Here is an 18784-nt window from a genome sequence, read left to right as displayed (position 1 = left end):
ATTCTCTTTTTAGTGTTTTATTGTAAAGTAAATCTATATTTTATAAATTTAACTGTTTCTTTGTAGGTAGTGAGAAAAGAAGAGCAATCCTACTAATCCTAGAATGAATAAAAGATTAATTTTAATAACAAATAAGCTAAGTAGGGTATTAATTAGGCCGTGAAAAATGGCGCAATAAAGGATCGACTTAGTCTTTTTGAAAACAGCTGCTAGAAGAATACTGAGATAAATTGCAAATAGACTGAATAATATAAAAGGCATCCTACTTTGGGAACTTCCAATCACAAACCATAAAGGTACATGCCATATTGCCCAAATACAACCTGTTATCAAACCGGAAATCCAAAAGGAGAATCTAGTTTCCAAAGTTGGTTGCAAGATGCCTCGCCATCCCAATTCTTCTTCGCCACCATAAACACAGACTGCACTCAAAAAAACAACAAACAAATTTCCTAGTGGAAAAGCCGGATTAAGCTCCTTAGATGAGAAAGCAATGACACCTGTCTGCACGAAAATTAGTAAAAGAAATAACAAAATATATTTCTTTGAGTCCCCTAAGATAAAAGAGACTATGCTTTTAATGGATTTTTGAGGCAAACAAGAAATGGCTGCAATGGTTGGACCGAAACCTCCTAGTAAATGGAGAAAAACTCCTAGTGGACTTGTTAGACTTAAGAGGCTCATTTGCGTCAGAAAAGCGAGCAATCCCCAACCAAATCCCCAAGAAATGAGAAAACTAATCAGTAAAAATTTTGTTATCTTATTATTTTGTAAATGTTTCATTTGTTTCGAGTCTCTCCTCAGCATACTGAATCATCTTCTCAGCTACTTCTTTATCGTAGTCAAATCCCATTTTTTGAGCAAGGGACTGAGCCTCTTGGTGGAAAAGTTGCATCGTAGCAAACAAAGACTGAGTGATTTTATCACTGCTTGAGAAATCAAGCAGATTTGAGAATTCCTTCTCTTTCTCAGCCGGCCAGTAGCTAAAGAGGTATTTGTAGTTCTTGCCAACATCGACCGTTCCCTTATCTGCTGCCACTTGCCAAGCTAAAAGCTTGAGCAATTCTTGTTGGCAAATACCATAGAGATGGTCAGTCGCATAGAGAAGTTGATTGCGATGAATACCCTTAACCACATAGGCTGACACCCACCAAAATTCATTGCAGGCTTTTTCAAAATCAATCGCTCTAGCTGGATTCGTCCAGTAACGTTGAGGATTTGGAGAATAGGGCACAAACAAGCCTTTCTCATCTTTCAAAACTGTATAATCAGCTTCACTATCCACCCACTCTTGAATATATTCCGTAGGACAGAGGGTCAAATCAATCCGATTTCCATCTTCAAATAGCATCAGATAAAGTCGACGGTTGCCTAGGACATTATGCTGCTCAATGATACGAGTGCCAAACTGGTCTAACCAAGAAAGGTCACTCGTCAGATTATCTAAGTCGTCCACGACATAGACCACGTCGTAATCCTGAAACTCGTCTTTTGGTGCTTTTGTATCAGTTCGTGAACCAGATAGAGCCACAGCCTCAACTTGTAAAGTTTGGGCTGTCTGTGAAATCACATCAAGCATTTCTGTTTCTGTTCTCATGTATTGCTCCCTTTAGTTCTTTAAGATGATTTTTTCTTTTAAAAAATAACAAATCATTAATCAGGATAAAGAGGATCTTTAGCAAAAACAACTTTATTAGATAAGTAGGAGCTCAACCCATTAAAATTATATTCATTTTGCATTTTTTGTTGAAATTCCTTGAAAGATTTATATTTTTTCATTTCCTCCTCAATATTAAATGTTTTATTTTTGTTTAAATCATCTATATTCCATTTAACACCTGAAAGTACATAAAATCTTTGCTTATCTTCTTCGGACAATTCACTTCCTCTATTTAACAGTAGTCTACTAAATTCCTTATCTAGATAATTAAATGTGTGATCATAAATATTTTCATCGCCATTAATTACCATTTCATTTTCAGGAAAATGAGTTATATTCTTTGTGTATTCCTTTAAATCTTCATATCTATCATCACTAAGAATCTCTTTCCCCCAAGGGGTTGTTAAAAATTTAACATCTTGTAAATTCTGAGGACTATCTTTATAAGTATACTGAATGTGAGAAACAATGGCTAGGAAAGGATATACTCGAAGTTCAAATGCTATATCATCTTCCAAAGGCTTTCCATAAATTTTTCTTCTAACATCTCTCTCTCCGTGTTTACCATAAAAATTTTTTGATAGTACTGACGTCTCAATTTCATCAATTGTTTTACCTGTGCTAGTTTGACTTATAACATTTTCATATGAAATAGGTAAAAGAATAAGTGTTGATACTCTACTTTTATCCTTTAAAATATAATATAATTTCGCAGGTATATACATAAAATAAGATGGTTGTGGTGGGTTAGATAATGGTTTTTGTGATTCATTATATAATGTATAGCTTGGATTATCCTGCCATAAATTTTGGACGATATTAAAATTTGTAGTGTCTAAATAGCTATTTCTTTCTAAATTTTTTTTATTATTTTCCTGAGTTTGACGATTATTCTCTTGATTTTTTAGATTGTTATCAATAGTTTGATAACTCATGAGGGCTGTAATTACAAGCGAAACCAATGAAATAATAATTGATGTATTTTTATACCAAGGTTTATTCTGTTCTTCTTGTCTGATTAGAAATGGCTGCGGTAATTGAGGTAATTCAATTTTTGTATTTTCAACATTACTGATATCGTTTTTTAAATTTTCTTTCACCTTTCTTGGAATCTTAACTTTTTGACTCTTTTTATTAGACATCCATTTTCCTCCCTAAAACACCATCTCCCCACTCTCCTCAAGCGTAAACTTGACATTATCTTCAATCCACTTGCGGCGTGGTTCGACCTTGTCTCCCATGAGGACATTGACGCGACGTTCAGCGCGTGCTAGGTCTTCGATCGTAACACGGATGAGGGTACGGGTTTCAGGATTCATAGTCGTCTCCCAGAGTTGGTCCGCATTCATCTCACCAAGACCCTTGTAGCGTTGGAGAGTAGCGCCTTTACCGAATTGTTTACGGAGTTCTTCTAGCTCTCCGTCCGTCCAAGCATAGGCCACTTCTTCTTTCTTGCCTTTGCCTTTTGACATCTTGTAAAGAGGCGGAAGGGCGATATAGACATGTCCTGCCTCAACTAGCGGGCGCATATAACGGTAGAAAAATGTCAAAAGCAAGGTCTGGATATGGGCACCATCTGTATCCGCATCGGTCATGATAATAATCTTGTCATAGTTGGCATCTTCAATAGAGAAGTCTGCTCCGACACCCGCTCCGATGGTATAAATCATGGTATTGATTTCTTCATTTTTGAGGATATCCGCCATCTTGGCCTTGGCTGTATTAATGACCTTACCTCGAAGAGGCAAGATAGCCTGGAACTTACGGTCACGACCTTGCTTGGCAGAACCGCCGGCAGAGTCCCCCTCAACCAGGTAGAGTTCATTCTTGGCAGGGTTTTTAGACTGGGCTGGGGTCAATTTTCCAGACAGCAAGCCCTTATCTTTTTTATTTTTCTTACCATTTCGGCTCTCATCACGCGCTTTGCGAGCCGCTTCACGGGCATCACGCGCCTTAATAGCCTTGCGGATGAGATTGGAAGCCAGTTCACCATTTTCCATAAGAAAGAAGGTCAACTTATCAGCCACAATCCCATCCACAACTGGACGAGCCAGAGGACTCCCTAGTTTATCCTTGGTCTGACCTTCAAACTGGAGGTGTTCTTCCGGAACTAGAATAGAAAGAACGGCTGCTAGTCCCTCGCGATAATCTGAACCTTCAAGATTTTTATCTTTTTCCTTGAGAAGTCCTGTCTTACGCGCGTAGTCATTCATGACCTTAGTAATGGCAGACTTAAGTCCTGTCTCATGCGTTCCACCATCTTTCGTACGAACGTTATTGACAAAGGATAGAATGTTATCTGAAAATCCATCATTGTACTGGAGGGCAACTTCCACTTGGAAACCATTGTCTTCGCCTTCAAAGTATAGGACTGGCGTCAAGGTTTCCTTGTCTTCATTGAGGTAAGAAACAAAGTCTTGTACCCCGTTCTCATAATGGAATTCGATTGCTTCATCTGTTCGCTTATCTGTCAAAGACAAGGTAACATTTTTTAAGAGAAAGGCTGACTCATTGAGTCTTTCTGAAATGGTATTGTACTTGAAGTCAGTCGTAGAAAAAATCGTCACGTCAGGCATGAAAGTGACTTTGGTACCTGTCTTAGACTTAGGTGCTGTACCAATTTTCTTCAAGGTTGTAACGGGTTTTCCACCATTTTCAAAACGTTGTTTATAAACCGTTCCATCACGGGTAATTTCCACTTCTAGCCAACTTGATAGGGCATTAACAACGGAAGAACCCACCCCGTGGAGACCTCCAGATGTCTTATAACCCCCTTGACCGAATTTCCCTCCTGCGTGGAGAATGGTAAAGATAACTTCAACAGTTGGAATTCCCATGGCGTGCATCCCAGTCGGCATCCCTCGACCATGGTCTTGAACGGTTAGACTGCCGTCTTTATTGATGGTGACATCAATGCGATCACCAAATCCAGACAAGGCTTCATCGACTGCATTGTCCACGATTTCCCAGACCAGATGATGGAGACCAGCACCGTCAGTCGATCCGATATACATCCCCGGACGTTTACGGACCGCATCCAACCCTTCTAGCACCTGAATGGCATCATCATTGTAGTTATTAATATTGATTTCCTTTTTTGACACAAGGAACCTCCTATTTGTTCATCTTTTCTATTTTACAGGTTTTCTAGGGATTTTGCAAAATTTTTCCCATTCAGCCGTCACAATTTCACAAGATATTCTCTGACTTTCCACAGCATTTCATGGTATAATAGGTCTATGATGACATTTGTATTATTAATTCTAGCTTATTTGCTAGGTTCGATTCCGTCTGGTCTATGGATTGGACAAATTTTCTTTCAAACAAATCTGCGTGAACATGGTTCTGGAAACACCGGAACAACCAATACTTTCCGAATTTTAGGTAAGAAAGCGGGTATGGCAACCTTTGTGATTGACTTCTTTAAAGGAACCTTGGCCACTCTACTTCCAATCCTTTTCCACCTTCAAGGTGTATCACCTCTTGTATTTGGACTTTTGGCTGTGATCGGACATACTTTCCCTATCTTTGCCGGATTTAAGGGGGGCAAGGCTGTCGCAACTAGCGCTGGAGTGATTTTCGGATTTGCGCCTGTTTTTTGTCTCTATCTAGCGATTGTATTCTTTGGAAGCCTCTATCTAGGTAGTATGATTTCACTATCTAGCGTTACCGCTTCTATCGCAGCCGTTATCGGAGTTCTCCTATTTCCACTATTTGGATTTATCCTGAACAGCTATGACCCTCTCTTCATTTTGATTATCCTAGCACTCGCTAGCTTGATTATCATTCGTCACAAGGATAATATCACACGTATCAAAAATAAAACTGAAAATCTCGTCCCATGGGGATTGAACCTAACACGACAGAAACGTAACAGATAGAAAAGAGTTTGAAATAAAAATATAACTACAGATAAAAAAGCGAACAAGTGATANNTATCACTTGTTCGCTTTTTCACATTAGGTAATCAAGGAATAAAGTCATTTACAGAATTTCATTCTTTAATCACCATTGACAATTGAAGCAAATGAAGTTCTAAGATCTGTATTGTTGGTCTCAGAAACATTATAGTGTTCTCCATTTGTATCTTGAGAATATAACACTTTTGGAGTACCATCTAAATTGATTGCGAAGAAGTATCTATGTACCTTCGTACCGCTTGAAAACCAATATTCATATGCATCTACAATTTGATAATCAGATGAAACTTTATCCCCATTTGTCCAATAAAGGTTAGTGCTTAAAGGAATTTGCCTATAGTTTGGTTGATTCATATTTTTCCCAAACTCAATCATATAGTTTGCTAGTTTTTTGGCCTTCCCTTCATTCCAGTAATTACTTGTGGGAGAATTTCTGCTATTCGCAGAGTTAGAGAGTTCTAATTTAGAAACAGTATAATATTTATGGTAACTTCCTATTATGGATATCCCCAGTCTCTTAGCCTTATCTTTATCTAGAATCAACTTAACTTCAATCGTATCTCCATTTGATAAACCTGAACTTTTTGAGAGTTTGATGGTTGGATTCTCTAAAAAATTTTGAACTTCCTGATCATTAAAGGAAACTTGAGGTATTTTTAAAACCTCTGTTCTAGCAACGCCTGATCCAGATTCACCAGACAGGTGAATTTTAATCTCATAATCAGATAGGTCTACCTGATAAATTTCTGAACTCGTACTGCTGCTATCTTTTTCAGTAAAATTACTTGACTGACTGGTAGTTCCCGGGTTATTCCAATTTTGAGTATTACCATGATGAGAACTCCCGTAATTAGATATGGGAGCCATCAACCCTATAAATGATAGAAATATGAAGAGAACTCCAATCCATCCACCAATCGATTTTCTTTCCGGTAGTGATGTGTCTGGTAATGGTTCTTTTTGATTGAGATTCCTAAAAAAAATACTATCATATTCCTTAGTAAAATAATCTGCTCTTTGACAAACGCTAAACAAAAGGAATAATGCAATTAGGATATTTAAAAAAGGCACGCACTCAGCTACATACAACAAAAAGATGCCAGAACCTTTAAAACCTACATCTCGAAGACGACGCACATTTATAGCAACCCATGGGATAAGAGCCGAAAGCCAAAACAAGAAATATAAGAAACCTCCTGTTATTAAATAAAACGGGTTTAAAAGATACCGTGGATTAAAGATACTTATAGGAAGAACGGTTGATATAATCAATAATAAAAGATTAAAAAGAACCATATACCAATACCCGCTTCTCGAGGTGTATCCTTTGAAATCCCAGTATCCTCTAAAAAAATCGACAATTGCCTTTCCAAAACTAATGTCTCGACCTCGTTGATCCACTACAAAAGGTGTTTGTATTGGATTAGCAGTAACAACAGACTCATCATATTCTTCACAAAATTGGTCATTCTCTTCTTCACCTGCTATCTCATCAGAAATCTCATCCGTCTGCAAGACCTCTTTTACTTCTGATTTGATTTCCTCTTCACCTGACCCAGTATCCTCTACAAATTCACCAGCAGCTTTTGCTGAAAAATATTCCTCTGGGGTGGGTTTTCGATCATTAATTAATTCAAAATATTCTATCCAATCTGCTCTTTTCATTTATTCCCCTTTCAATTTTAATTATATACAATGATTTCATTCAAAATTAACTTTATTAAATCTAATTTTTCAGTTACAATTTTTCACGTTTATCAGTCTGTCCTTGTTTTTCCTTCTGTTCAGCAACAGTATTTTCAAGTTTATCTTTAACATTATTTATAAGCTTATATATTCCAATTTGAAGAATACTGTTGCCATAGTAAATCGCAAAAACAATTGCAATAAATAGAAATATAAACAAAACTTCCATTTTTTTCTCCTATTTTACTGTGGTCCTATATTCAACCACTTTACGTTTAACTTCAATAGAATCATCTAGCGATTTCAAATAATTTTCAATTCGAGTTAAGATAACATTATAGATAAAGACAATTTCTCTAAATGAACGATTTCTTAGATTCTTAAGAGTAAATTGATAGACGAACTCTCCATTTTCCTCACCTAAATATTCTAAAACAAAGATAATCCTTCTTTTTAAAAATTCCATGGTAAAAATAATTTTATCGGGATAAAAAGTCTGCTGTACTTCACCAAGAAACTGAAAAATTTTAGTTGGTAATTTAGGAACTGAAATTGGATTTTCTTGTAACAAATGTGCTACTCCATTAAGATTTCTAATCTTTTTAGAGTAAAATATATGAACTTGACGTGTAAATAATTTTGTGTCTCTCTTTTTAATAACTCCCTTATTGATCAAATCATCCTCTAACATCAATTCTGCTGGCTTTAAACCATATTCTACAACTGCAATTGGTATGAGCACAGTTAAAACTATTCCTAAAAATGTTTCAATTCTCATTTATTTTACCTTCTTTTGTCGATAGTAATTAAAAATATATGTTTGAAACTCTTGATCATTTCGTAGTAGATATGTTGAAACTCCCATCACCACTACAGAAATAATCATCGGTGTGATAAATCTATAACGAAATCTTGCTAAAGAACCATTCATCTGTCTGTCAATTTCCTTATCTGCATTGAAAAATGAATAGCCTCCATAGCCCGTAGTGTACTTTTTGGGAATAAAAATACTCCCCACTTCATAAAGATTTGAAGCATAAGAAATCTTGCCAAGGGGTCTAAAACCACAGAATAAAAAAGCCAGATACCCCACTACTATTAGCGTTAATAACACTTTATGTTTCCCATTAAGGAATGGTAAAATTTGATGAAAAATACCATTATTGGGATCAGCTGAAACATCAATCTTATCCTTGAACGCTTGTACATTCAATAATCTATCATAAAAGTTAGTTCCATTTGTGCTCATTTGTCTAGAAATCAATCTTTCATTGAGGGTTCCCATCTCATTTTTAGAAGTGGTATCCAACGATGACTTAGAAGCGTCATTTTTCTTAAATCTTTGAGGGAAGTTTTCTAAATATTCTTCTTTCATCACTGTGGTTATTTTCTGTTCAGTTACCTCCTCTGTTTTTTTCATAAAGGAAGGAGCACCTATCAAGCCACTTTCTTTTGCTTCTAAAAATTCTTGGGAACTGGGCTTACGTCCATTTATTGCTTCAAAATATTCTAACCAATCTTTACTATCCACAAAATTTCTCCTAAAACTACTAATAGAATTGATGATCTTACAAAATCCTTCAATTAATCTATATTTGATAGTACAAAAAACAATAATTTTGTCTAACAAGCTATACAAAATTATTGTTCAATTATACTACACTGATCATCAGTAAAATTCACATTAAATCTTGTTAAGTACACAATAACAACTTTATTTTGACTTGATGTAGTTGATACCGTCTGCTTTAGGTGCAACTGCTTTTCCAAAGAAGGCTGCCAAGACAAGGATGGTCAAGACATAAGGGGCGATTTGAAGGTAAACCGCTGGCACTCCTTGTAGGAAAGGCAATTGAGAACCGATAACTGCCAAACTTTGAGAGAGTCCGAAGAAGAGACTTGAAAGCATAGCACCGATTGGGTTCCATTTACCAAAGATCATTGCAGCAAGAGCGATAAATCCAGGTCCTACAATGGTTGTCACTGAGAAGTTGACTGAGATTGATTGGGCGTAGATAGCTCCCCCAATTCCCCCAAGGAAACCTGAAATGATAACCCCAAGATATCGCATCTTGTAGACATTGATCCCCAAGGTATCCGCTGCCTGAGGGTGTTCACCGACAGAGCGAAGGCGAAGACCAAAGCGTGTCTTAAAGAGAATAAACCATGCAAAGAATGAGAAGGCAATCGCGATATAACCTAGCAAACTTGTTGACTTGAAGAAGATATCTCCAATCACAGGGATATCAGCCAAAACTGGGAAATCAAAACGTCCAAAAGTCTGGCTTAAGTTATCCGTTTGCCCTTTGTTATAAAGAACTTTAACCAAGAAAACTGCTAAGGCAGGAGCCATCAAGTTCAATACTGTACCACTGACAACATGGTCCGCACGGAAATGAACTGTAGCGACGGCATGGATGAGGGAGAAAATAGCTCCCACGATACCAGCAACTAACAAGGAAATCCAAGGTGTCGCTGCTCCAAGTTGTTCTGCAAACTCAAGGTTAAAGACAACCCCAGAAAAGGCTCCCATAACCATAATTCCTTCAAGACCGACGTTAACGACACCACCACGTTCAGAGAAAACTCCCCCGATACTCGTAAAAATAAGTGGTGCTGAGTAAATCAGCATAGAAGAGACCAAGAGGGTGAGTAATGTTGTAATAGACATCCTTACTTACCTCCTTTAACTTGTTTTTTAGGTTTGACAAAGCGTTCGATAATGTAGTGAACGCTGACAAAGAAGATAATAGACGCTGTTACAATGCTAACAAGCTCAGACGGAACTTGCGCAGCGTTCATACCTGGCGCACCAACTTGCAGAACACCAAATAAGAAGGCTGCAAAGAGGATTCCAATTGGTGAATTTCCAGCAAGCAAACTAACTGCCATCCCGTTAAATCCGATAGCTAATGATGAACCCTGAACGTAAACGTTTTGGAAGGTTCCTAGACCTTCGACCGCTCCACCGAGACCAGCTAATGCACCAGAGATGATCATTGATAGGATGATTGTACGTTTTGCTGAAATACCAGCGTACTCTGAAGCATGGGAATTGAGACCAACTGCACGAATTTCAAAACCGAGAGTCGTTTTCTTAAGCAAGAACCAAATCACACCAACAGCAATGATAGCAAAGAAGATACCGATATTCATCCGAGAATTGCCAGTCAACTCAGATAACCATGGTGTCTGGTAACTAGCATTGGCACTCACACGAATCGTTGAGTCTGTACTTTGCATAAAGTCTTTCGGGAAAGAATGAATAAAGGCGTTCCCTACATACAATACAATGTAGTTCATCATAATGGTTACGATAACCTCTGACGTACCGAGATAAGCTCTGAGAATACCTGGAATCGCACCAACAATTCCACCTGCGATCAGAGCAATCACTACAGTCGCTAAAATCAACATTGGACGTGGCATGTCTGGATGCGACAAGGCAAACCAACCGCTGAGAATCCATCCCGCTAGCGCTTGACCAGGAAGTCCAACGTTGAAGAAACCTGCCCGACTAGCAACAGCAAAACCAAGACCAATCAAGACTAGAGGTCCCATGGCACGGAAAATTTCTCCAATCCCACGAAGGCTACCAAAAGCTGTATAAAACAGCTCCTCATAACCCCAGATAGCATCGTAGCCGAAGATCCACATGACAATGGCTCCGAGCAAGATTCCTAAGAATACGGAAATCAAGGGAACCGAAATTTGTTGTAATTTTTTAGACATCACTCTTCTCCTTTCCCAAGTTTCCACCTGCCATCAAGACACCAAGTTCTTGTTTGTTAGTCGTTTCTGGCGATACAATACCTTGAATCTTACCATCATGAATAACAGCAATTCGGTCTGAGACATTTAAAATCTCATCCAATTCAAAGCTGACAACAAGGACAGCCTTCCCGTTATCACGTTCTTCAATCAAACGTTTGTGGATATATTCAATGGCACCGACATCCAAACCACGAGTTGGCTGGCTGACGATAAGGAGATCAGGATCACGATCAATCTCACGAGCGATAATAGCTTTTTGTTGATTTCCTCCTGAAAGAGCTGCTGCTGGAACAAATTCGCTTGCCGCACGGACGTCAAATTCTTCCATTAATTGCTTTGCATGTGAAGTGATATTGGCATAGTTCAAAATACCATTCTTACTGAGTGGTTCTTTATAGTAGGTTTGAAGAGCGATATTTTCTGAAATCATCATATCCAAAATCAAACCATCGCGATGACGGTCTTCTGGAACATGGCCTACACTCATCTCAGTAATTTTTCGAGGATGCAGACCCGTAATCGATTTACCTTTTAGATCGATGCTACCAGACTCAACCTTGCGAAGACCTGTGATGGCTTGGATGAGTTCTGACTGGCCGTTGCCATCAATTCCTGCGATCCCAACAATTTCACCAGCACAAACATCCAAAGAAAGGTTCTTCACAGCTGGTACACCACGGTTTTCATTGACAACTAGGTCTTTGATAGACAAGACTACATCTTTTGGCTGGGCTGCTTGTTTGGCTGTCTTAAAGGATACCGAACGTCCAACCATCATTTCCGCCAAGTCCGCATTTGTTGCGCCTGCGATTTCAACCGTCTGGATTGATTTCCCACGACGGATAACCGTAACACGATCAGACACTGCACGGATTTCATCCAGTTTATGGGTAATCAAAATGATGGACTTCCCTTCTTTGACAAGGTTTTTCATGATTGCCATCAACTCATCAATCTCTGAAGGAGTTAATACCGCTGTAGGTTCGTCAAAGATAAGGATATCAGCACCACGATAGAGTGTTTTCAAGATTTCTACACGTTGTTGAGCACCAACGGAAATATCCGCCACTTTAGCAGCAGGATCCACTGCTAGACCATAACGTTCAGAAAGAGCCTTGATTTCTTTGGTAGCACCTGCTATGTCTAGCACTCCATTTTTGGTGACTTCACTCCCCAAAATGATATTTTCAGCTACTGTAAAAGCTTCAACCAACATAAAGTGTTGGTGAACCATTCCGATTCCCAAACTAGCAGCTTTAGATGGTGAGTCTAGTTTTACAACCTGACCATTCACCGCAATCTCACCACTAGTTGGTTCAAGAAGCCCCGCTAGCATGTTCATCAGAGTTGATTTCCCAGCTCCGTTTTCTCCTAAAAGTGCATGGATTTCACCTTTTCGCAGTTGCAAGTTGATTTTGTCGTTTGCTACAAATTCACCAAACACCTTGGTAATATCCCGCATCTCAATGACATTTTCGTGTGCCATATGCTCTTCCTTTCAGAGGTTTATTTTATTTCAATAAAACCTGCTAATCACATTAACAAGCTCTATTGAGACAAAAATTGCCTCAATTCTTAAAGAAGCGACCGATGGCCGCTTCCTAAGAAATGACTTTTATCCATTATTTTTCAGGAACTTTAATACTTCCGTCAAGGATCTTAGCTTTTGCGTCCTCAACAGCTTTTTTACCTTCTTCAGAAAGATTTGTTACTGCCAAGTCAACCCCTTTATCTTTCAATGAGTAGACAATAACTTGTCCACCAGGGAATTCACCTTTTTCAGTTTTGTTAGCAATATCTTTTACAGTTGTACCAACTTGTTTCAAAGTTGAAGCAAGAACAAAGTTTGATTCCTTACCATCTTTAGAAGTGTATTTACCTTCTTCCACTTGGTCACGGTCAACACCGATAACCCAAACTTTTTCATTTTCAGGACGGCTTTCGTTGAGTGATTTCGCTTCAGAGAAGACACCTGCTCCAGTACCACCTGCTACTTGGTATACAACGTCAGCACCTGCAGCGTATTGTGCAGCAGCGATTGTTTTACCTTTAGCAGCGTCACCGAATGAACCAGCGTAGTCTACTTGTACTTTGATAGATGAGTCAACTGATGCAACACCTGCTTTGAAACCAGCTTCAAAACGTGAGATAACTTCAGATTCCATACCACCTACAAAACCGATTTGTTTTGTCTTAGTTGTTTTAGCGGCTGCAACACCTGCAAGGTAAGCTGCTTCGTTATCCGCGAAAGTAACACTTGCAACATTCTTTTGATCTTTGATCACATCATCAATCAAGACATAGTTTAAGTCAGAGTGGTCTTTTGCTGCCTCTTCAACTGCATTGTGAAGTGCAAAACCAACACCGAAGATCAGGTTGTAACTTCCAGCCGCTTGTTGCAAGTGGTTCGCATAGTCTGCTTCACTTGTTGATTGGAAGTAAGTGTAACCGTTATCTTTAGAAAGGTTGTGTTCTTTCCCCCAGTCTTGCAAACCTTCCCAAGCTGATTGGTTGAATGATTTGTCATCAACACCACCAGTATCTGTTACGATTGCTGCTTTTGTCTTCACATCAGAAGATGAAGCTGCGTTACGAGAAGAGCGGTTACCACATGCAGCAAGTCCAACTGCTGCCACTGCAACTAGACCAAGGCCTAGCCATTGTTTCTTGTTCATTACTGAACCTCCTAAATAAGATGTGCAACGATGTTGCAAGTATAGATCGTTTGGTCACGTAGACCACAGCCACTCGAAGAGTAGCTCAGACTAATTTAAGTCTGTAAATGAGTATGGAAGTAACTCCCCGACCGTCATCTCGACCGTCGATTTATCTTTAGCGACTAAGGTCACTTTTAGATCTTGTTCAAAAAACTCAACCATGACCTGACGACAAGCACCACATGGCGAGATGGGTTTTTCAGTCTGTCCGTAGACAATCAACTCTGAAAACTCCCGTTGTCCCTCCGAAACTGCTTTGAAAATAGCGGTACGCTCTCCACAATTAGTTAAGGGATAACTAGCATTCTCGATGTTCACACCTGTATATACGCTACCATCCTTGGCTACTAAAACAGCTCCGATGGGAAAGTGAGAATAGGGTACATAGGCTTGTTTGCTGGTTTCAATTGCTAATTCAATCAACTCAGTAGTCGCCATCTGCCAATTCTCCTTTTAAAATCGCAACGCCAGCAGATGTTCCAATACGAGTAGCGCCTGCTTCCACAAAGGCAAGAGCGTCTGCATATGAGCGAGCTCCACCAGCAGCCTTAACTCCCATATCTGGTCCGACTGTTTCACGCATTAATTTAACATCTGCTACCGTAGCACCACCAATTGAAAAGCCAGTAGATGTTTTAACAAAGTCAGCTCCCGCTTTCTGGGATAATTGGCAGGCCACAACCTTTTCATCGTCTGTCAACAAGCAAGCTTCGATAATGACTTTCACCAGCTTGTCACCACTTGCCTCTACGACAGCACGGATGTCCGATTCAACTAAATCCAGATTGCCTGATTTGAGGGCACCGACATTGATAACCATATCAATCTCATCTGCACCGTTTTCGACAGCTTCTTTTGTTTCAAAAGCTTTCACAGCTGAAGTTGTTGCTCCCAAAGGAAAACCTACTACTGTACAAACCTTTACATCTGAGTCTTCAAGCCCTTTTTTCGCATGTTTCACCCATGTGGGATTAACACAAACGCTGGCAAAGTCATACTCACGCGCTTCAGATAGCAAACGATCAATTTGTTCTTGACTCGCATCTTGCTTCAAAAGCGTATGATCGATATATTTATTCAACTTCATATTCGGATTCTCCCTGGTTTTATGAGATAATTTCTATAATTTCTCGTAAACTTTGCACTCCATCATTTATTTTAACATATTTTTGAAATTCTGTAACTAGTTCAGAAGAAATTTTTCCATTTGTATAAACTTTTGCAACAATTTCACCCTTTTGAACGGAATCTCCAACTTTCTTTTCAAAAACAATCCCTGTTTCATAGTCCAAGTCATCAGACTTGACTGCACGACCAGCTCCTAGTCTCATGGCATAGAGTCCAAATTCCATTGCAGGAAGAGCTGAAATAACACCTGTATCTTGAGCTGGAATTTCCACCACATGGGCAACTTTGACGGGGCGATAGAGATCTTCTAAATCGCCGCCTTGTGCTGCTACCATTTCTTCAAACTTAGCCAGTGCTTGGCCATTTTCCAGGTGTTGACGAATTTCCTCAATCGTTTTCTCAACATCAGCCAACCCAAGCATAATCTGAGCTAGCTCGCAGATAAAATGGCTAATATCTTCTCGGCCTTTTCCTTGAAGAATCTCGATTGCCTCAAGGATTTCGAGACGATTACCAATGGCTCGTCCCAAGGGTTGACTCATATCGGTAATGACTGCTACTGTCTTTCTTCCAACAGCCTTACCCAGATCAACCATGGTTTGAGCCAATTCGCGCGCCTCCTCAACAGTCTTCATAAAGGCACCCTCACCGACAGTCACGTCTAGCAAAATGGCATCTGCTCCAGCAGCGATTTTCTTACTCATGACAGAACTAGCAATCAAAGGAATGGTGTCGACAGTCGCTGTCACATCACGAAGCGCATAGAGAAGTTTATCTGCTTTAACCAGCTGGTCAGACTGGCCAATGACAGATACACCAATATCTTGAACCTGTTTGATGAAATCCTCTTGACTACGCTCCACTTGGTAGCCCTTGATCGCTTCTAACTTATCTAAGGTCCCGCCAGTGTGTCCTAGTCCACGACCACTCATTTTTGCAACCGGCACACCAAAGCTGGCTACTAAAGGAGCTAAAATCAAGGTCACCTTATCACCAACACCACCTGTCGAGTGTTTATCTACTTTGATACCCTCTATGGCTGACAAGTCAAACTCTTGACCTGTCTTGACCATATTCATCGTCAGGTCAGAAATCTCACGTGTGGTCATTCCTTTAAAATAAACAGCCATAGCAAAAGCAGACATTTGATAATCTGGAACAGTTCCAGCAACATAGCCTTCTACCAACCACTTAATCTCACTTGAGGTCAGTTCTTGACCATCTCGTTTTTTTTGGATTAAATCAACTGCTCTCATTCTTTCACACTTCTAAGGATATAGTATCCCTTGTCTTTCTTTACGATTTCACAATTTCCAAAAACGTCTTCCATCTTAGCTTTAGCACTAGGAGCCCCCTGTTTTTTCTGAATGACAATCGTTAAGTCACCACCGTCTTCTAGAAAATCCCTGCTCTTTTCGATAATCTCATGAACAACTTGTTTACCCGCTCGAATCGGCGGATTGGAAATAACATGGTCAAATTCCCCTTCAACTTGCTCATAAATGTTGGATTGGAAAATCGTCGCTTCAACTTTATTACGTTCAGCATTTTGTCGCGCTAAGTCTAGAGCACGATTATTGATATCGACCATGGTTGCCTGAACTCCATAAGCCTTGACCAAAGAAAGCCCTAAGGGACCATATCCACAGCCTACATCAAGGACCGTCTCTCCTTTGTTAACCTCTAGACACTTCAATAAAAGCTGACTCCCAAAGTCGACCATTTTCTTGCTAAAAACACCCGCATCCGTCAAAAAGGTCATTTTTTGTCCCAACAGCTCCACTCTCAACTCATGAATGTCGTGAGCAGCGTCAGGATTTTCTGCATAATACATTTTACTCATGAAACTATTTTACCATATTTTAGTGAAATGTTAAATCGTTTACAAAGCTGAAATTCAACAAACAAACTAAATCTGTTATGATAATAATTAAATGATCTTTGTATTTTTCACTCTATTTTTCCCTGTTAGAGGCAACTTATAGCAACTTTCAAGAATCAGAATGATAAATATCGAATTTCATTCTCTCTTTGACTACGAAATATGATATACTAAGATATCGAACGAGGAAAAATTATGACCAACGAATTTTTACATTTTGAGAAAATCAGCCGTAAAACCTGGCAGTCCTTGCATCGCAAAACAACTCCTCCCTTGACGGAAGAAGAACTGGACTCCATCAAGAGTTTTAACGACGAAATCAGCCTACAAGATGTGACAGACATCTATCTGCCACTGGTTCACCTTATCCATATCTATAAAAAAGCCAAAGAAGATTTGTCTTTCTCAAAAGAAATCTTTCTTCAAAGAGATAGCAAGCCCCAACCTTTTATTATTGGGGTTTCGGGTAGTGTTGCTGTGGGGAAATCGACCACTAGTCGCTTACTTCAGATTCTTCTATCACGTACTCTCCCGGATGCTACTGTAGAATTGGTGACAACTGACGGTTTTCTCTATCCCAACCAAACTTTAATTGAGAAAGGTATCTTAAATCGCAAAGGTTTTCCAGAGAGTTATGACATGGAAGCCTTGCTGAATTTTCTTGACCGCCTAAAAAATGGGCAAGATGTCGATATTCCTGTCTATTCTCATGAAGTGTATGACATCGTCCCTGGGGAGAAACAACGCGTTAAGGCTGCGGATTTTGTCATCGTTGAAGGCATTAATGTCTTTCAAAATCCTCAAAATGAGCGCCTTTACATCACTGATTTCTTTGATTTCTCCATCTACGTGGATGCTGCTGTCGAGGACATTGAAAGCTGGTATTTAGACCGCTTTTTGAAGCTCCTCAGCTTTGCCCAGAATGATCCTGAAAGCTACTACCACCGTTTTACTCAAATGCCAATGGAAGAAGTAGAATCTTTTGCCCATCAAGTATGGACTACTATCAACCTTACAAATCTACAAAACTATATCGAACCGACAAGGAATCGCGCCGAGGTCATTCTCCACAAGACTAAAAATCACGAAATCGATGAAATTTACCTAAAAAAATAATTTCCCCTTGTCAAAACCTAAGTTTTCAGATATAATGGTATAGTTAGTAAATATGGAGGTAAGAACATTGGCAAACATTAAATCAGCTATCAAACGCGCTGAATTGAACGTTAAACAAAACGAAAAAAACTCAGCTCAAAAATCAGCTATGCGTACTGCTATCAAAGCTTTCGAAGCAAACCCTTCTGAAGAACTTTTCCGTGCTGCTAGCTCAGCTATCGACAAAGCAGAAACTAAAGGTTTGATTCATAAAAACAAAGCAAGCCGCGATAAAGCTCGTCTTTCAGCTAAACTTGCTAAATAAGAAACAGTCCATAGAGGCTGTTTTTTTGTCCTCTAATAAGAAAAGGTAGAAAATGAAAATCGCAATTATTGGATATTCTGGAGCTGGCAAGTCAACTCTAGCTGAAAAGTTGTCTCACTACTACTCCATCCCTAGACTACATATGGATACACTCCAATTTCAACCTGGTTGGCAAGATAGTGACCGCGAATGGATGTTGACCGAGATGAAAAACTTTCTCACAAAGCATGAAACTTGGGTCATTGATGGCAACTACTCTTGGTGTTGCTATGAAGAAAGAATGCAGGAAGCTGACCAAATCATCTTTCTCAACTTTTCCCCATTGTCTTGTCTCTTTCGAGCCTTCAAACGTTATCTCACATATCGCGGCAAGGTCAGAGAAAGTATGGCTGCAGGCTGTCCTGAACGCTTTGACTGGGACTTTATCAGATGGATTCTCTGGGATGGACGGAGCAAATCCGCTAAGGAACGTTATCAGCAGATTCAAGAAAGCTATCCAGAGAAAGTAATTGTTCTCAGGTCGCAAAAGGAGATGGACTACTTCTTAGAAAATCTCGCACATAACAAGAAAAACCAACGTGCCTAACGTTGGTTTTT

Annotated in this window: 20 protein-coding genes; 4 read left to right on the top strand and 16 right to left on the bottom strand. The window is 39.3% G+C overall.

The genetic code is table 11. From position 1 onward, the window contains the following. Positions 1-48 precede the first annotated feature (48 nt). From HT680_RS02845 to parE, 4 genes are read right to left on the bottom strand one after another with little or no spacing between them, the layout of a single operon-like run. Positions 49-783, bottom strand: a complete 735-nt coding sequence (locus HT680_RS02845) for a type II CAAX endopeptidase family protein (protein ID WP_060553537.1) — start codon at positions 781-783, stop codon at positions 49-51. Beyond that, complete coding sequence (locus HT680_RS02840; protein ID WP_173258067.1) at positions 764-1597, bottom strand: aminoglycoside 6-adenylyltransferase; 834 nt, start codon at positions 1595-1597, stop codon at positions 764-766. Before HT680_RS02840 ends, HT680_RS02845 begins: the two co-directional genes overlap by 20 nt. Before the next feature lie 56 nt (positions 1598-1653). Further along, on the bottom strand, positions 1654-2802 hold the full coding sequence (locus tag HT680_RS02835; RefSeq protein WP_173258065.1) for a hypothetical protein: 1149 nt from the start codon (positions 2800-2802) through the stop codon (positions 1654-1656). A 12-nt stretch (positions 2803-2814) separates the two neighbouring features. Further along, positions 2815-4764, bottom strand: a complete 1950-nt coding sequence (gene parE / locus HT680_RS02830) for a DNA topoisomerase IV subunit B (RefSeq protein WP_173258063.1) — start codon at positions 4762-4764, stop codon at positions 2815-2817. 135 nt (positions 4765-4899) lie between these two features. On the opposite strand from parE, the gene plsY reads away from it, so the two are divergent. Continuing rightward, positions 4900-5541: a glycerol-3-phosphate 1-O-acyltransferase PlsY gene (plsY, locus tag HT680_RS02825; RefSeq protein WP_004246593.1), complete on the top strand. Its 642-nt coding sequence runs from the start codon at positions 4900-4902 to the stop codon at positions 5539-5541. Between the two features lie 120 nt (positions 5542-5661). Here plsY and HT680_RS02820 read toward each other — a convergent pair whose 3' ends face one another. The 12 genes from HT680_RS02820 to HT680_RS02765 form a co-directional block, all read right to left on the bottom strand. Further along, positions 5662-7245 (bottom strand): DUF4767 domain-containing protein, encoded by a 1584-nt coding sequence (locus tag HT680_RS02820; protein WP_125844256.1) that lies wholly within the window; start codon positions 7243-7245, stop codon positions 5662-5664. A 73-nt stretch (positions 7246-7318) separates the two neighbouring features. Continuing rightward, entirely contained in the window at positions 7319-7495 is a 177-nt protein-coding gene (locus HT680_RS02815; RefSeq protein ID WP_173258061.1) for a hypothetical protein, read from the bottom strand. A 9-nt stretch (positions 7496-7504) separates the two neighbouring features. Then, on the bottom strand, positions 7505-8044 hold the full coding sequence (locus tag HT680_RS02810; RefSeq protein WP_001217744.1) for a hypothetical protein: 540 nt from the start codon (positions 8042-8044) through the stop codon (positions 7505-7507). Beyond that, on the bottom strand, positions 8045-8797 hold the full coding sequence (locus tag HT680_RS02805) for a hypothetical protein (protein WP_000377447.1): 753 nt from the start codon (positions 8795-8797) through the stop codon (positions 8045-8047). Positions 8798-8980: 183 nt separating this feature from the next. Next, positions 8981-9937, bottom strand: coding sequence for an ABC transporter permease (locus tag HT680_RS02800; RefSeq protein WP_009730274.1), 957 nt, complete (start codon positions 9935-9937; stop codon positions 8981-8983). Between the two features lie 2 nt (positions 9938-9939). After that, complete coding sequence (locus tag HT680_RS02795; protein WP_173258059.1) at positions 9940-10998, bottom strand: ABC transporter permease; 1059 nt, start codon at positions 10996-10998, stop codon at positions 9940-9942. Further along, on the bottom strand, positions 10991-12526 hold the full coding sequence (locus HT680_RS02790; protein WP_173258057.1) for an ABC transporter ATP-binding protein: 1536 nt from the start codon (positions 12524-12526) through the stop codon (positions 10991-10993). The genes HT680_RS02795 and HT680_RS02790 overlap by 8 nt, the downstream gene beginning before the upstream one ends. A gap of 136 nt (positions 12527-12662) precedes the next feature. After that, positions 12663-13715, bottom strand: coding sequence for a BMP family protein (locus tag HT680_RS02785; protein ID WP_173258055.1), 1053 nt, complete (start codon positions 13713-13715; stop codon positions 12663-12665). A gap of 90 nt (positions 13716-13805) precedes the next feature. Next, complete coding sequence (locus tag HT680_RS02780; RefSeq protein ID WP_000246113.1) at positions 13806-14195, bottom strand: cytidine deaminase; 390 nt, start codon at positions 14193-14195, stop codon at positions 13806-13808. Beyond that, positions 14182-14844 (bottom strand): deoxyribose-phosphate aldolase, encoded by a 663-nt coding sequence (gene deoC / locus HT680_RS02775; RefSeq protein ID WP_173258053.1) that lies wholly within the window; start codon positions 14842-14844, stop codon positions 14182-14184. Before deoC ends, HT680_RS02780 begins: the two co-directional genes overlap by 14 nt. A 19-nt stretch (positions 14845-14863) precedes the next feature. Further along, entirely contained in the window at positions 14864-16141 is a 1278-nt protein-coding gene (locus HT680_RS02770) for a pyrimidine-nucleoside phosphorylase (RefSeq protein ID WP_173258051.1), read from the bottom strand. Next, positions 16138-16728 (bottom strand): class I SAM-dependent methyltransferase, encoded by a 591-nt coding sequence (locus HT680_RS02765; protein ID WP_345890211.1) that lies wholly within the window; start codon positions 16726-16728, stop codon positions 16138-16140. Before HT680_RS02765 ends, HT680_RS02770 begins: the two co-directional genes overlap by 4 nt. 234 nt (positions 16729-16962) lie before the next feature. Between HT680_RS02765 and coaA the strand changes: the two genes are divergently transcribed. From coaA to HT680_RS02750, 3 genes are all read left to right on the top strand, one after another. Beyond that, complete coding sequence (coaA, locus tag HT680_RS02760; protein WP_173258049.1) at positions 16963-17883, top strand: type I pantothenate kinase; 921 nt, start codon at positions 16963-16965, stop codon at positions 17881-17883. Between the two features lie 67 nt (positions 17884-17950). After that, on the top strand, positions 17951-18187 hold the full coding sequence (gene rpsT, locus HT680_RS02755; RefSeq protein WP_001274000.1) for a 30S ribosomal protein S20: 237 nt from the start codon (positions 17951-17953) through the stop codon (positions 18185-18187). 52 nt (positions 18188-18239) lie between these two features. Next, entirely contained in the window at positions 18240-18773 is a 534-nt protein-coding gene (locus tag HT680_RS02750; protein WP_173258047.1) for a DNA topology modulation protein, read from the top strand. Positions 18774-18784 lie beyond the last annotated feature (11 nt).

The sequence above is a fragment of the Streptococcus sp. 5905 genome (assembly GCF_013276505.1).
GTDB lineage: Bacteria > Bacillota > Bacilli > Lactobacillales > Streptococcaceae > Streptococcus.
Note: the sequence above shows the minus strand (reverse complement) of the source record. Positions and strands in the feature narration are given on the sequence as shown.